The following is a 14,115-nucleotide window of genomic DNA, read 5'->3' as shown; positions in this document are numbered from 1 at the left end:
GACAGCAAGATCCTTAGCCTTTCCGCTTTTCACAGATACAGCCAATGATAAGCCATTTACCACAAAACGTAATTATTACGATTTAAATTGTATGGTCTTTTTTCCTTTTTGTCAACGGTTTTCAATTCAGCTGATCACCACTTTTGTATGTTCAGGGATATTTTCATATACCATTTCGCATCTGGAATGGTCAGCCTGATACATCCGTGAGATGCTTTCGTTCCTAGTTTTTCTGCTTCCGTTTTGATGACTTTTTGATCCTTAGTCATTGGCACACTATGAAATAAAAATTCACCGTGATTTTTCCATGATACCCAGTATTCTGCGCCTTCCTGGTATCCTTCGGAGAAAAACCATTCTCCCCGTTCAGGCTCTACATAAAAGGTGCCCTTTGGCGTAGCATCATCTTTTGTTTGATCAAGACCAGAAGAGATCATCATTGTATAGATGGTGTTGCTTCCTTCCTTGATGTAAGCCTTCTGCTCCTTCACATTCACATCAATCCAGACATGCTTCTGTTTAATATCCGGGTATTCTCCGCCCGAAGGCTTTGTCCAATCAATGCTTGTTTTTGCTGTTTTTCGAACGTCCGTTATGTTTTTGACCGTTTTCTTTGTATTGATACTTGCGTGTTCTTCTGCATGATCGGAGCAGGCTGACAGCAGGCTGGCCGGCACAAGAACTGCAATAATGAATAATGAGAGTTTCATATTTTATCCACTTCCTTCGAAAAACACAGCTTCGCATAGGCATCGTGGAGATGGATCGATTCTTCATTGCGGCATTTAATCTCAAAGGCCGACACCCATTCAAGCTCAAACAAATCAGCAGCAATCAGCCGGACGAGATCCTCAACAAATCTCGGGTTTTCATAGGCCGTTTCTGTCACGGCTTTTTCATCAGGCCGCTTCAATACCGGATGCAGTCTCGCAGAAGCATTTGATTCTGCGGCGTGAAGCAAATCAGCTTTAACATCACTTGGCAGCGATGCGGCCGGGTGAATATCCGCCCAAATGCTGACCGTTCCCCTCTGATTATGGGCACTGTATTCGCTGATTTCCTTGGAGCAAGGGCACAGAGTCGTTACTTTTGCTGAGATGCCGGCACGCTGTTTAAACGGCTGATCTTTGCGATAGGTGACAGACATGAATATATCAGCATGCATCAAACCCGCTTTCTCAAGCTTCGGGCTTTTCCGTTCGAAAAACCACGGAAACCTCACTTCAACTGAAGCAGAGGACTGGCCCATGTTTTCCGCAAGCTCTTTCGTAAATTGCTGAAGAGAGGAAAATGAGAGAATCCAGCCATTTTGATGATAGACTTGCAGCAGCTCTGTTAACCGGCTCATGTTAATCCCTTTCTGATTTCTCGGCAAATTACAAGTCATTGTAAAGTTCGCAGCCGTGGTTTGCTCGGCAGGCATCATGGCAGAAGTGATTGTGACTGGATGGGACACATTAGCGACACCTACATGCTGAATGTCAAAAAAATAATCCTTCCTGATATTTTGCAGGTCCTTCATTTTCTCTTTTTCCACTGGTTTCTCGCCTTTGATCGGACTGACCGATCCAAAGTATTGAAGACGCTCCGTTTTTTTCGGGAGCAGCGTATGTTGATTCATTCAGAAAACTCCTCTCACTAACAAATCGTAATAATTACTATTTATTTTGATCGGTTCACTGTTGAAAATCAAGAGAAAATAAAAAAGACACGCACAAACGCGTGTCCGTCAAAATCCTAAACATCCGCCGGGCTGCTTTCCGCGCTCCAGCTTTTCCGCCAGTAATAGCCTGCGGCAAGCACAAGTGCAAACGCCAGCAGCGCGATACAGGAAAACGTGATAAAACCGATAGCATATGTGCCTGTCATCTGTTTGAGAGATCCTAAGATGTTCGGCAGGAAAAACCCTCCGATTCCTCCGGCCGCACCGACGATTCCCGTCACCATGCCAATTTCTTTGCGAAAACGCTGCGGTACGAGCTGGAATACTGCGCCGTTTCCCATTCCGAGCCCCATCATTCCGACAAACAATAGAACAATAACCATTGAAAGAGATGGCAGGCTGCTGACTCCGGCCATACACAGTGACACGATGACAAACAATACAGAAAGAACTTTCGTGCCGCCGACACGATCCGAAATCAAGCCCCCGACAGGCCGGAAAAAGCTCCCCGCCGCCACACATAATGTAACGAAGTCGCCCGCATGAATTTTTGACAGCTGGTATTGATCAACAAAGAAAATAGATAAAAAGCTTGAGAGCCCGACAAATCCGCCAAATGTGACACTGTACAGCAGGCAGAAAAACCATGTTTCCTTTTGCCCGAACACATGCAGATAGCTTTTGAGCGGCTGCGGAGCCGGCTGTGCAGGAGAATCCTTTGCCATGGATACAAAAAGAATAAAGACGATCAATAATGGAATAAGCGCAATTCCCATGACAATGTGCCAGCCGAACTGCTCTGCCAGACGAGGGCCAAACAGGGTTGCAAACAACGTGCCGCTGTTCCCCGCTCCGGCAATCCCCATCGCAAGTCCCTGCAAATGAGGCGGATACCAGCGGCTGGCCATAGGCAGCGCTACAGCAAAGCTTGCCCCCGCCACGCCAAGCAGAATCCCGATGGCATACAGCTCAGTCAGGGAACGGCCGCCGAATGTCCCCCAAAGCAGCGGAATCATCGTCATCAGCATCCCGATCACTGCCGTTTTTTTCGGTCCGATTCTGTCCGTTAAAATACCAAGAATGATACGAAACACAGATCCAGATAAAATCGGCACAGCTACGACAAGCCCTTTCTCAAAAGGAGACAGGCCAAAATCCTGAGAAATATAAACACCCAGCGCCCCAAGCATAACCCATATCATAAAACTGACATCAAAGTATAAAAAGGAACAGAGCAAAGTGAGTGGATGACCGCTAGTTTTCAGTTCCGACAGCTTCATAAGATTCCCCTTTCTAGACCCTCATTATTTTACATTTTCTGAATCAAGGATATAGGACCATTATTTTCTGGAAAAGACATGTGTAAGTTTTTGTGACACGTTTAATGCGTTAACAATGCATTGTGACATAATTTTTAATAGGAGAAAACTTACGAGCTTCGCCAAAGGAGGTCTGATACATGAAGAAACAAAGATTAGTGTTAGCGGGAAACGGCATGGCCGGAATCCGCTGTATTGAAGAAGTATTAAAGCTGAATCGCCACATGTTTGAGATTGTCATTTTCGGAAGCGAGCCACATCCCAATTACAATCGCATTCTCTTATCCTCTGTATTGCAGGGTGAAGCGTCACTCGATGATATTACACTGAACAGCAAGGATTGGTACGACAAGCACGGGATCACGCTTTACACAGGCGAAACGGTTATTCAGATTGATACAGATCAGCAGCAGGTCATCACAGATCGGAAATGCACTCTGTCGTATGACAAATTAATAGTGGCAACAGGTTCCTCCCCTCATATTCTCCCTATCCCCGGGGCAGACAAAAAAGGTGTCTATGGATTTCGGACAATAGAAGACTGCCAAGCACTGATGAAGATGGCCCAGCACTTTCAAAAGGCTGCGGTAATCGGAGCCGGCTTATTAGGACTGGAAGCTGCAGTCGGTTTACAGCATCTCGGTATGAATGTCAGCGTCATTCACCACTCCGCCGGCATTATGCAAAAACAGCTCGATCAAACAGCGGCGCGGCTGCTGCAAACAGAGCTGGAACAAAAAGGCCTAACCTTTCTTTTGGAGAAAGACACCGTCTCCATTTCCGGCGCCACCAAGGCAGACCGAATCCATTTTAAAGATGGCTCTTCATTAAAAGCAGACTTGATTGTGATGGCGGCCGGCGTCAGACCGAATATTGAATTAGCTGTATCCGCTGGAATCAAAGTGAACCGCGGGATCATCGTGAATGACTTCATGCAGACAAGCGAACCGAATATCTACGCCGTTGGTGAATGCGCCGAACATAACGGGACGGTGTACGGATTGGTGGCACCGCTTTATGAGCAGGGAAAAGCTCTCGCCAGTCATATTTGCGGCGTTCCATGTGAGGAATATCAAGGCTCAGCACCATCTGCGGCTTTAAAAATAGCTGGAATCGATGTGTGGTCAGCAGGAAAGATCCAAGAGGATGAACGCACGACGAGCATCAAAATCTACGACGAACAAGCAGGCGTTTATAAAAAAGCGCTTTTTGTAGATGACAAACTGGCCGGTGTTATTTTATTCGGAGACACTCGTGACAAGCAGCGGCTTCTCGACAGCCTGCTTAAACAACGAGACATCTCCATTGTCAAAAAGCAGATCATCGAACCGGAGACAAGCGGCCCTTTATTAGAATCCATGCCTTCCAGTGAAACGATTTGCCAATGCAACACAGTGACGAAAGGCGCGATTGAAGACGCGGTGCACACGAATAGCTTAACAACTGTTGAGGAAGTCAAGCACTGCACCAAAGCCACTGGGTCCTGCGGAGGATGCAAACCGCTCGTTGAAGACCTTTTGAGATACATGACCAACAGCGAATATACGAAGCCCGCCGGCACACCTTCGTTTTGCAGCTGTACTGATTTTACAGAAGACGACATCATCGCTGAGCTTCAGCGCAGGCCATTCACTAATCCGGCAGAAGTGATGGACCAGCTTGACTGGAGAACAAAAAAAGGATGCAGTACTTGTGTTCCTGCGATTCAATACTATCTGGAAATGCTGTACCCCGGGTTTGTCCAGCCTGAGCCAGCCACTGAAGAGACATGCATCCTGATTCCGCAAATGTACGGCGGGCGGACAAACGCGGAGCAGCTAAGAACCATCGCCAACATCATTGAGGCATACAGCATTCCCGACGTATCCATCACTCACGGCCAAAGGCTGAAGCTTTCCGGGATCAAGCCTGCGGATCTCCCGAACATAAAAAAAGACCTGAAGATGCCCGTTTACACTAATGAACACCGACACGCGCTGCAAAGCATCAAAGCATGTACATGCGGGCAAAATCGATCAATTCAGCAGCTGGCAGCCCAAATCGAAAGACAACTTGAGATGCTTCCCTTACCCGCTCCCATTTCTATCAGCTTATCATGTGAAACAGACTGCACCGATGCCGCCCTGCAAGATGTCGGCGCAATTCGGACACAAGCTGGCTGGGACATTCACATCGGCGGCGTCCGGGGAACTCATGCCCGTTCAGGAGCTTTGTTTTGCGTGACTGAGAACGAAGACAGCACTGCCGGCATGATCAAAGGACTGATCCAGTATTATCGGGAAACGGCTCATTACTTAGAAGGTGTTCATCAGTGGATAGACCGTCTCGGGATCGTTCATATCAGAGAAGTGCTATTCGAAGAAGACCTAAGGGCCCAGCTGCTGGAAAGCCTCCAAACAGATCTGTCACTGATTCAAAACCCGACTGTAGAGACGGGTGCATATAAGAAAGGATGAGGCATTTTGACTGAACGACTGCTTAGATATTTCCGTGATAAACAGCAAGACGTCCAATCAGAAAAAACATATGACACTCAATGCCCGTTTTGCAGCATGCAGTGCAAAATGCAGCTCGTGGAACAAACCATCGTCACGCGCAAAAAGTACACTGCGATCGGGATTGATAATCCTACAACACAGGGTCGGCTATGCATGAAGGGCATGAACGCCCACCAGCATGCCCTGAACTCCTCCCGCATCACCCGGCCGCTGCTGAAGAAAAACGGCGAGTTTATGCCTGTTTCCTGGGAAGAAGCACTGAATTACATTAAAGACCAAGTGACAATGATCCAAGTAGAACACGGCCATGACGCTATGGCGGTATACGGAAGCGCCTCGATTACAAATGAAGAGGCGTATTTGTTAGGGAAATTCGCACGGGTGGGCTTACAGACAAAATACATCGACTACAACGGGAGGCTTTGTATGTCCGCCGCAGCAACCGCAGCCAACCAAACATTCGGCGCGGACAGAGGCTTAACGAATCCCTTATCAGACATTCCCCACACCCGTGTGATCATTCTGGCCGGCACCAATATCGCGGAGTGCCAGCCTACGATTATGCCATATTTTGAAAAAGCGAAAGAAAACGGAGCTTACATCATTGCCATTGATCCGCGTGAAACAGCGACAACAAAAATCGCCGATCTTCATTTGAAAATCAAACCCGGCACAGACGCCGCTCTTGCCAACGGTCTCGTCAAAATCATCATCGACGAACAGCTTATAAACGAGGATTTCATTCAATCACGAACAAATGGATTCGAAGAGCTGAAGCAGTATACTGACTCGTTGGACCTGAATGACATCGCCGAACAGACGAGTGTCCCCCTGGTGGATATAAGAAAAGCGGCTGTAAAGTTTGCCAAGGAAACGTCCGGCATGCTGTTTACAGCCCGCGGGATTGAACAGCAAACCGATGGAACAGCGGCTGTGAAAGGCTTCTTAAACATGGTGCTGATCACAGGAAAAATCGGCAAGCCTTACTCAGGTTACGGGGCGATCACCGGACAAGGCAACGGGCAAGGTGCAAGAGAGCATGGCCAAAAAGCCGATCAGCTTCCGGGCTATCGATCTATTGAAAACGAACAACACCGGGCACATGTTGCGAAAGTGTGGGGAATCCATCAGGATGATCTGCCGCGAAAAGGTGTCTCAGCCTATGAAATGATGGAAAAAATCAACGACGGCGACATCAAAGGATTGTTCCTCATGTGCTCCAATCCTGCTGTCTCCAGCCCAAATGCGAATCTCGTGAAAAAGGCTTTAAGGAAACTGACATTCTTTGTTGCAATCGATTTGTTTATTTCTGAGACTGCGAAATACGCAGATGTGATTTTACCTGCCTCCTCTTACTTAGAAGATGAAGGCACCATGACAAATGTAGAAGGACGCGTGACATTAAGAGAAGCAAGCCGGCCATGCCCCGGCGAAGCAAAGCATGATTGGCAGATCATTTGTGATCTCGCATCCGCTCTCGGCAAGGGCCGCTACTTTTCTTATACGTCAGCGGAGGATATTTTTAATGAATTGAGAGAAGCGAGCCGAGGCGGGATTGCCGATTATTCAGGCATCTCATACGGCAGGCTCAGACGTGAAGGCGGCATTCATTGGCCGTGTCCGGAATCTGATCATCCCGGAACTGGGCGCTTGTTTACAGAATCATTTGCTCATCCGGATCAAAAAGCGGCATTAAGTGTGATTCCAAACGAACCACCTGTTCCAAAAGAGAAGCCGACAGCCGATTATCCGCTTTATTTAACGACAGGCAGAGTCATGTCTCACTACTTAACAGGCGTCCAAACAAGAAAAAGCGCCGCCCTTGCCGCGAGACATTTTGAATCGTTTATGGAAATCCATCCGCAAACAGCAGCGACCTACAATATCGAGGACCGTGTACTGGTAAAAATAGAATCGCCGCGGGGAAGCATCACCGTCCGCAGCAAATTATCAGAACAAATCAGAAAAGATACTGTTTTTGTTCCCATCCATTGGGCAGACGCTCAAAATGTGAATGATTTAATCGGGGAAGCCTTAGATCCAGCCTGTAAAATGCCCGGTTTTAAGGTATGCGCCGTCCGAATCAGACCTATTTAAATTTTTCATAAAATTTTTAGAACTTTTCGTATATTTTGTTACATTTTATAACATGTATCTTAAATATTCCTTTTTGCTGTGCTACGCTGGAAAAAACATTGATAAGGAGCGGATCATCTGATGGGAAAAAAACAGCTAGTTCTTGTTGGTAATGGAATGGCCGGGGTAAGGGCCATTGAAGAGATACTGAGTGTTGCTAAAGACGAGTTTCAGATCACAATTTTCGGTGCCGAACCGCATCCCAATTACAACCGAATCCTTTTGTCAAAAGTGCTTCAAGGCGATACAGATATTAAAGATATTACGTTAAACGATTGGGACTGGTACGAAGAAAACAACATTCAATTGTATACAAATGAAACAGTCATCAAAGTGGACACGGAAAACAAAACAGTCATCACAGATGCAGACAGAATCCAGCCTTACGATGAATTGATCCTGGCGACAGGCTCGGTCCCTTTTATCCTTCCGATTCCGGGCGCAGACAAAAAAGGCGTCACAGCTTTCCGGGACATAAAAGATACAGACACAATGCTCGCCGCGTCAAAACAATATAAAAAAGCTGCCGTCATCGGCGGAGGACTTCTTGGTTTGGAAGCAGCTCGCGGACTGCTGAATCTTGGCATGGACGTGTCCGTCATCCACCTTGCCCCATTCCTGATGGAGCGCCAGCTTGATGCAACGGCAGGACGCCTGCTGCAAAACGAGTTAGAAAAACAAGGTATGACCTTTTTACTTGAAAAGCAAACAGAAGAAATTGTCGGTGATGACCGTGTCGAAGGCCTTCGCTTCAAAGATGGCACAAGCATTGAAGCTGATTTAGTCGTCATGGCTGTCGGCATCCGTCCGAATACAACACTCGGCGCCGAGAGCGGCATTCCGGTTAACCGCGGCATCATCGTCAACGATTATATGCAGACTGAAATCCCGCACATTTACGCGGTCGGCGAATGTGCCGAGCACCGAGGAATCGCCTACGGGCTTGTGGCACCGCTCTATGAACAGGCAAAAGTGCTGGCGAAGCATATTTGCGGCATCGAAACAAAACCGTATGAGGGCTCCGTTCTCTCCACACAGTTAAAGGTATCAGGCGTCGAGGTTTTCTCTGCCGGTGACTTTAACGAATCAGAAGAGAAAAAAGCGATTAAAGTCTTCGATGAGCAGGACGGCATCTATAAAAAAATCGTCCTGAGAGGCAATCAAATAGTCGGTGCTGTTTTATTCGGCGACAGCAGCGAAGGCAATCGCCTGTTTTCTATGATTCAAAAAGAAGCCGATATCTCTGAAACCTCTAAAATATCAATCTTACAGCCTCTCAGCCAAGAAGCAGGCACAAGCATAACTGCAGCGATGAGCGACGATGAAATCATCTGCGGCTGCAACGGCGTGTCAAAAGGTGCGATTATTCAAGCCATACAGGAAAAGGGCTGCTCGTCAACGGACGAAATCAAAGCATGCACTGGCGCATCCCGCTCATGCGGAGGCTGTAAGCCACTCGTAGAAGAAATCCTCCAGCATACGCTCGGATCAGACTTTGATGCGTCAGCGCAAAAAGAATCCATTTGCGGCTGCACCACATTGTCGAGAGATGAAGTCGTAGAAGAAATCAAAGCCAAAGGGCTGTCACATACAAGAGAAGTCATGAATGTGCTCGGCTGGAAAACGCCAGAAGGCTGTTCCAAATGCCGGCCCGCTCTGAACTACTACTTAGGCATGATCAATCCAACCAAATACGAGGATGACCGGACATCCCGCTTTGTTAATGAACGAATGCACGCCAATATTCAAAAAGACGGAACATACTCAGTCGTTCCTCGGATGTACGGCGGCGTGACCAACTCCACAGACTTGCGCAAGATCGCCGATGTCGTTGACAAATATGAGATCCCGCTCGTGAAAATGACAGGCGGCCAGCGAATTGATCTTATCGGCGTGAAAAAAGAAGACCTTCCGAAGGTATGGGAAGATCTTGATATGCCATCGGGCTACGCGTACGGAAAAACGCTCCGCACAGTGAAAACATGTGTAGGCGAGCAATTCTGCCGCTTCGGCACACAAGACTCCATGGCACTGGGCATTGCGCTTGAGAAAAAATTCGAAGGGCTGAACACGCCGCACAAAGTCAAAATGGCCGTGTCTGCATGCCCGCGAAACTGTGCGGAATCCGGCATTAAGGACCTTGGCGTAGTCGGCATCGACGGAGGCTGGGAGCTTTATGTCGGCGGAAACGGCGGAACCCATTTACGCGCCGGCGATTTGCTGATGAAGGTGAAAACAAATGAAGAAGTCTTAGAATACGCAAGCGCTTACCTGCAATATTACAGGGAAACCGCAAACTATCTGGAGCGTACGTCCGCATGGCTTGAGCGCGTCGGTTTATCCCATGTCCAATCCGTGTTAAACGATCCGGAAAAGCGGCAGGAGCTGAACGACCGAATGAATGAAACACTCTCTGTCCACAAGGATCCGTGGAAAGACTTTTTAGAGGATAAACAAACCTCGAAAGAATTATTTGAAAATGTCGTGACCACATCATAATGACAAAAACAATCATTGAGGAGGAATGGGCATGGTAAACAAAGACGTAACAAAAGTATGTATCGGAAAAATTGAAGAATTGCCTGAACAATTAGGCAAAACAGTGTATATTGAAGATAAGGAGCTCGCGGTTTTCAAGCTTTCAGACGGAAGCATCCGCGCCATCGAAAACCGCTGTCCGCATAAAGGCGGCGTCCTGGCAGAAGGCATCGTCAGCGGTCAATATGTTTTCTGCCCGATGCACGACTGGAAAATTTCCTTAGAAGACGGAATCGTCCAAGAACCTGACCACGGATGCGTCAAAACATATGAAACGCTGATCGAAGGAGAACATGTTTATCTCGTATATTGATCAAAAGACCGGATCACTTTTCTAGTGGTCCTTCATTTTTTACAGTGACGGAAGGATGACATGATCATGAAGAACGGAATCGTATATTTCGTGGGAGCCGGACCCGGCGACCCAGGCCTGCTCACCATCAAAGGAAAACAGGCGCTCGAGGAAGCAGATGTGATTTTATATGACCGGCTCGCCAACCCGAAGCTGCTCGAATTTGCATCACCGGACTGCCAGTTTATTTATTGCGGAAAACTGCCAAACCGCCATTTTATGAAACAAAAAGAAATTAACGCCCTGCTGGTTGAAAAAGCATTAAATGGGTTAACCGTCGTTCGCTTGAAGGGCGGAGATCCGAGCGTATTCGGCAGAGTCGGCGAGGAAGCAGATGCTCTTCATGAGCACGGCATTCGCTATGAAATGGTGCCGGGAATCACCTCTGGAATTGCAGCGCCGCTATATGCGGGCATCCCCGTCACGCATCGGGATTTCGCATCGTCTTTTGCCATGATTACAGCGCATGATAAATCATTAAAAGGCACGCCGAACCTTGACTGGGAAGGGCTTGCACGAAGCGTACAAACCCTTGTTTTTTACATGGGTGTCAAGAACTTGTCTTATATTTGCCAGCAGCTTATTTCATACGGGAAATCACCTTCTGTCCCTGTCATTGTCATCCAATGGGGAACGTGGGGCCGCCAGCGGAGTGTGAAAGGAACACTTGAGAACATTCAGCAAAAAGTGCAGGAACACCAGATTACAAACCCTGCGATTATCGTCATCGGAGACATCGTCAACTTTCAAACACACAGCTGGTTTGAAAGCAAACCGCTCATCGGACGGCATTTGATGGTTGTGACTCATGGCGAAGATGAAGACCCGCTTGCAGACAAGCTGCGCGATTCCGGCGCCGATCTCATCGAGTGGCCGAAATGGCGGACCGAAAACATGCCTGTCAATGAAGACATTCTTCGAAAAATTGGCACCTTTGAAGACGTTTTTTTCACATCGCGCCGGGCAGTTTGTGAATTTTTCAGAGCACTGGCTTCTCAGAAAATCGACATCCGCCAGCTGACAGCCAAACTGAGTGCAGCATCTGAGCAAGCAAAGACAGAGCTTGAGAAACGGGGCTTTCTTGTCACCGCCATTCAGCCTGATTCAGAGAAACGTCTTGTTGTCGGGAGCCGCCATGCAGTGGAAAACATGCAAAAGCATGAATCCTGTTCGTTTTATATCACTCATGAAAACGTCATAGATGACCGGTTCACCCACATGATTCAGCGTACCATCAGTGAATCCCCGCTGCACATGGTCATTTGCCCGAACAAGCTGTCCGTTCAGCAATTGATCAATGGTGGCGAACAAATTGGCATTTTGCCGGAACCGTCAGCAAGCCGGCCCCCTATCGTCTGTATAGGCGATGACTCAGCTGCCGAAGCTTATGGATTCACAGCTGTACAAGAACAGGATGAATTGCTAGCTTTCATTCAGAATCAACAGACGCAGAAAAAGCTCCTTCACAGCTGATGGCAAACAGCCCTTTCCCCCAAGGGCTGTTTTATTTATGTACCAATTTTTTATGATGGGTGGAATACATCGCCATATTCTCAGCCTTAGGATCCAAATAAGCCTTAGCGCTGTTAACTGCTGTCGGGCCTTCGGTAAAGCCGCCGGCAATTAATCTCAGCTTGCTTTCATAAAAAGCCGCGTCGCCCGCCACAAACACGCCCGGAAGATTCGTTCGCATATGTCTGTCAGCTTTCACCCTGCCTTCTTCAATCTCCAGCCCCCACTCCATCATCGGCCCGAGATCAATTTTGAACCCATGATTGATGATCAGCTCATCAATTTCTATGTCTTCCCTCTGGCTAGACTCAGTATGACAAACGGTCACGCTTTTGATGCGCTCTTCATCTCCGTTCAACTGCTCCAGCCGATAAGGAGTAAGCACCCGCACCGATGATTGCTTCATTTTCGTCACGCTGCTTTCCATTCCGCCGAATTCCTCGCGGCGATGAACGACAGTCACAGACGCCGCAATCGGTTCAAGTTCATTAGCCCAATCGACCGCAGTATCTCCGCCGCCTGATATCACCACGCGCTTATCTTTAAACGCATCGAGCTTCTCCACTCCGTAATGAAGATTTTTGCCCGCATATCGGGCCGCATCCTCGCTGTCAAACTCATTGACCTCAAGTGTACCCATGCCGCAAGCCAAAATCACAGTTCTTGTATAGTGCTTTTCGCCTTCAGAACCCATCAGAACAATGGTGCCGTCATCTAGGCGTTCAAACCCGGTCACACGCTGATTCAATACGATATCAGGATCAAACGTTGCCGCCTGCTCCTTCAGCTGCTCGATCAGCTGCTTTCCCGCAATCCCCGGTATGCCGCCGATATCGCGAATGATTTTCTCAGGAAAGAATAAAGACACCTTCCCTCCGAGCTTCGGCAAAAATTCGATTACCTTTGTTTTCAGCTCCCGCATCCCGCAGTAAAAAGCAGTAAACAGCCCAATCGGCCCCCCGCCTATAATCGTAACGTCATATACCTCTTGATTCTCAGCCATCCGTCCTGCCTCCCGTTCACATCTATATCAAAGTTTTAATTGAGAATGAATATCAATACAAAGTATATCATATTCAAGGGCCTTTGTTTATTCATTTCTTCTCCTTGTGGTCAATTGCTGAAAACTCTATAATAGGCAAAAACCAATTGGGTGAAACAGATGAAAAGACGAGTCGAAACGATCACCTTCGAAGGACATACACTAGAATATTCAGTGGCTGGAAAGGGTGCCCCCATCCTTATCATGCATGGCGGGCATTCAAATTGTTACGAGGAATTCGGATACACAGCGTTGATTGAGCAAGGGTATTCCATCATTACGCCTTCAAGGCCTGGCTATGGACGGACGTCAAAAGAAATTGGAAAAAGTCTTGCCAATGCCTGCCGTTTCTATGTGAAATTATTAGATCATTTACAAATCGAGAGTGTCCATGTGATCGCCATCTCAGCAGGAGGGCCGAGCGGCATATGCTTTGCCTCACATTATCCGGAAAGAGTAAATACATTGACCCTGCAATCCGCGGTCACCAAAGAGTGGCTCACCCCAAAAGACACTGAATATAAATTGGGGAGAATTCTCTTCCGCCCGCCGGTGGAAAAGTGGATATGGAAGCTGATTTCTTCCTTGAATAACGCTTTCCCGCGTTTGATGTTTCGAGCTATGAGCCCCAAATTCAGCACGCTTCCGTTTCAGCGAATCAAGTCCTTGATGAATGAAAAAGACATAGAAGCATTTCGGAAAATGAACAGCCGGCAGCGCTCGGGTGAAGGATTTCTGATTGACTTGTCACAAACCGCCGCTGTCTCTTTAAAAGACCTGCAAGCCATCATATGTCCCGTGCTGATTATGCAAAGTGTTTATGATGGATTGGTTGACTTGTCACATGCACATCATGCAAAAGAGCACATTCGTGGCGCTGTTCTCTGTTTGCTTCACTCATGGGGACACCTGATTTGGCTCGGAAAAGAAGCTGCAGAAACAGACAGTATCCTATTCGGCTTTTTGGAATCCTAACCAAAGTGAAACGATCCTTTCCCCTCCTCCGTCAAACAAGCAGTGCCTTTTTTTCTGGTATCATAAGAAAGGCAGCTTAA

9 protein-coding genes and 1 pseudogene are annotated in these 14,115 nt (G+C 47.6%); 6 read left to right on the top strand and 4 right to left on the bottom strand.

Translation table 11 applies throughout. The features are described 5' to 3' along the window. Window positions 1–126 precede the first annotated feature (126 nt). The 3 genes and pseudogenes from KXZ66_RS01860 to KXZ66_RS01850 form a co-directional block, all read right to left on the bottom strand. A pseudogene (locus KXZ66_RS01860) lies at window positions 127–710 on the bottom strand (L,D-transpeptidase). Then, the gene (gene folE2, locus KXZ66_RS01855) at window positions 707–1,621 is read right to left on the bottom strand and encodes a GTP cyclohydrolase FolE2 (protein ID WP_151870450.1); all 915 of its coding nucleotides are present in this window, start codon (window positions 1,619–1,621) and stop codon (window positions 707–709) included. Before folE2 ends, KXZ66_RS01860 begins: the two are co-directional and overlap by 4 nt. Window positions 1,622–1,737: 116 nt before the next feature. Then, window positions 1,738–2,943, bottom strand: coding sequence for an MFS transporter (locus KXZ66_RS01850; protein ID WP_151870451.1), 1,206 nt, complete (start codon window positions 2,941–2,943; stop codon window positions 1,738–1,740). 179 nt (window positions 2,944–3,122) lie between these two features. Between KXZ66_RS01850 and nasB the strand changes: the two genes are divergently transcribed. The 5 genes from nasB to cobA all read left to right on the top strand — a co-directional run bounded on the left by nasB (window position 3,123) and on the right by cobA (window position 11,979). Continuing rightward, entirely contained in the window at window positions 3,123–5,438 is a 2,316-nt protein-coding gene (gene nasB, locus KXZ66_RS01845) for an assimilatory nitrate reductase electron transfer subunit NasB (protein ID WP_151870452.1), read from the top strand. Window positions 5,439–5,444: 6 nt separating this feature from the next. Continuing rightward, window positions 5,445–7,577: an assimilatory nitrate reductase catalytic subunit NasC gene (gene nasC / locus KXZ66_RS01840; RefSeq protein WP_064672022.1), complete on the top strand. Its 2,133-nt coding sequence runs from the start codon at window positions 5,445–5,447 to the stop codon at window positions 7,575–7,577. A gap of 120 nt (window positions 7,578–7,697) precedes the next feature. Further along, complete coding sequence (gene nasD, locus KXZ66_RS01835; RefSeq protein ID WP_151870453.1) at window positions 7,698–10,115, top strand: NADPH-nitrite reductase; 2,418 nt, start codon at window positions 7,698–7,700, stop codon at window positions 10,113–10,115. A gap of 31 nt (window positions 10,116–10,146) precedes the next feature. Next, window positions 10,147–10,467 carry a nitrite reductase small subunit NirD gene (gene nirD, locus KXZ66_RS01830; RefSeq protein WP_003246252.1) on the top strand — a complete coding sequence of 107 codons (321 nt, stop codon included), beginning with the start codon at window positions 10,147–10,149 and terminating at the stop codon, window positions 10,465–10,467. A 60-nt stretch (window positions 10,468–10,527) separates the two neighbouring features. Beyond that, window positions 10,528–11,979, top strand: a complete 1,452-nt coding sequence (gene cobA / locus KXZ66_RS01825) for a uroporphyrinogen-III C-methyltransferase (protein WP_151870454.1) — start codon at window positions 10,528–10,530, stop codon at window positions 11,977–11,979. Between the two features lie 31 nt (window positions 11,980–12,010). Here cobA and ffoR read toward each other — a convergent pair whose 3' ends face one another. Further along, window positions 12,011–13,021 carry a ferredoxin--NADP(+) reductase gene (gene ffoR, locus KXZ66_RS01820; RefSeq protein WP_049140231.1) on the bottom strand — a complete coding sequence of 337 codons (1,011 nt, stop codon included), beginning with the start codon at window positions 13,019–13,021 and terminating at the stop codon, window positions 12,011–12,013. Window positions 13,022–13,180: 159 nt separating this feature from the next. Here ffoR and KXZ66_RS01815 point away from each other — a divergent pair, with 159 nt between their 5' ends. Further along, window positions 13,181–14,035 carry an alpha/beta fold hydrolase gene (locus KXZ66_RS01815; RefSeq protein WP_049140233.1) on the top strand — a complete coding sequence of 285 codons (855 nt, stop codon included), beginning with the start codon at window positions 13,181–13,183 and terminating at the stop codon, window positions 14,033–14,035. Window positions 14,036–14,115: the final 80 nt, after the last annotated feature.

The organism is Bacillus sp. LJBS17, assembly GCF_019334685.1.
Lineage (GTDB): Bacteria > Bacillota > Bacilli > Bacillales > Bacillaceae > Bacillus > Bacillus subtilis.
Note: the sequence above shows the minus strand (reverse complement) of the source record. Positions and strands in the feature narration are given on the sequence as shown.

Bases quoted from the DNA above. Each gene is read 5' to 3' on its own strand.
- folE2 (WP_151870450.1), bottom strand. From the start codon at position 1,621: ATGAATCAACATACGCTGCTCCCGAAAAAAACGGAGCGTCTTCAATAC.
- KXZ66_RS01850 (WP_151870451.1), bottom strand. From the start codon at position 2,943: ATGAAGCTGTCGGAACTGAAAACTAGCGGTCATCCACTCACTTTGCTC.
- nasB (WP_151870452.1), top strand. From the start codon at position 3,123: ATGAAGAAACAAAGATTAGTGTTAGCGGGAAACGGCATGGCCGGAATC.
- nasD (WP_151870453.1), top strand. From the start codon at position 7,698: ATGGGAAAAAAACAGCTAGTTCTTGTTGGTAATGGAATGGCCGGGGTA.
- nirD (WP_003246252.1), top strand. From the start codon at position 10,147: ATGGTAAACAAAGACGTAACAAAAGTATGTATCGGAAAAATTGAAGAA.
- cobA (WP_151870454.1), top strand. From the start codon at position 10,528: ATGATCATGAAGAACGGAATCGTATATTTCGTGGGAGCCGGACCCGGC.
- ffoR (WP_049140231.1), bottom strand. From the start codon at position 13,021: ATGGCTGAGAATCAAGAGGTATATGACGTTACGATTATAGGCGGGGGG.
- KXZ66_RS01815 (WP_049140233.1), top strand. From the start codon at position 13,181: ATGAAAAGACGAGTCGAAACGATCACCTTCGAAGGACATACACTAGAA.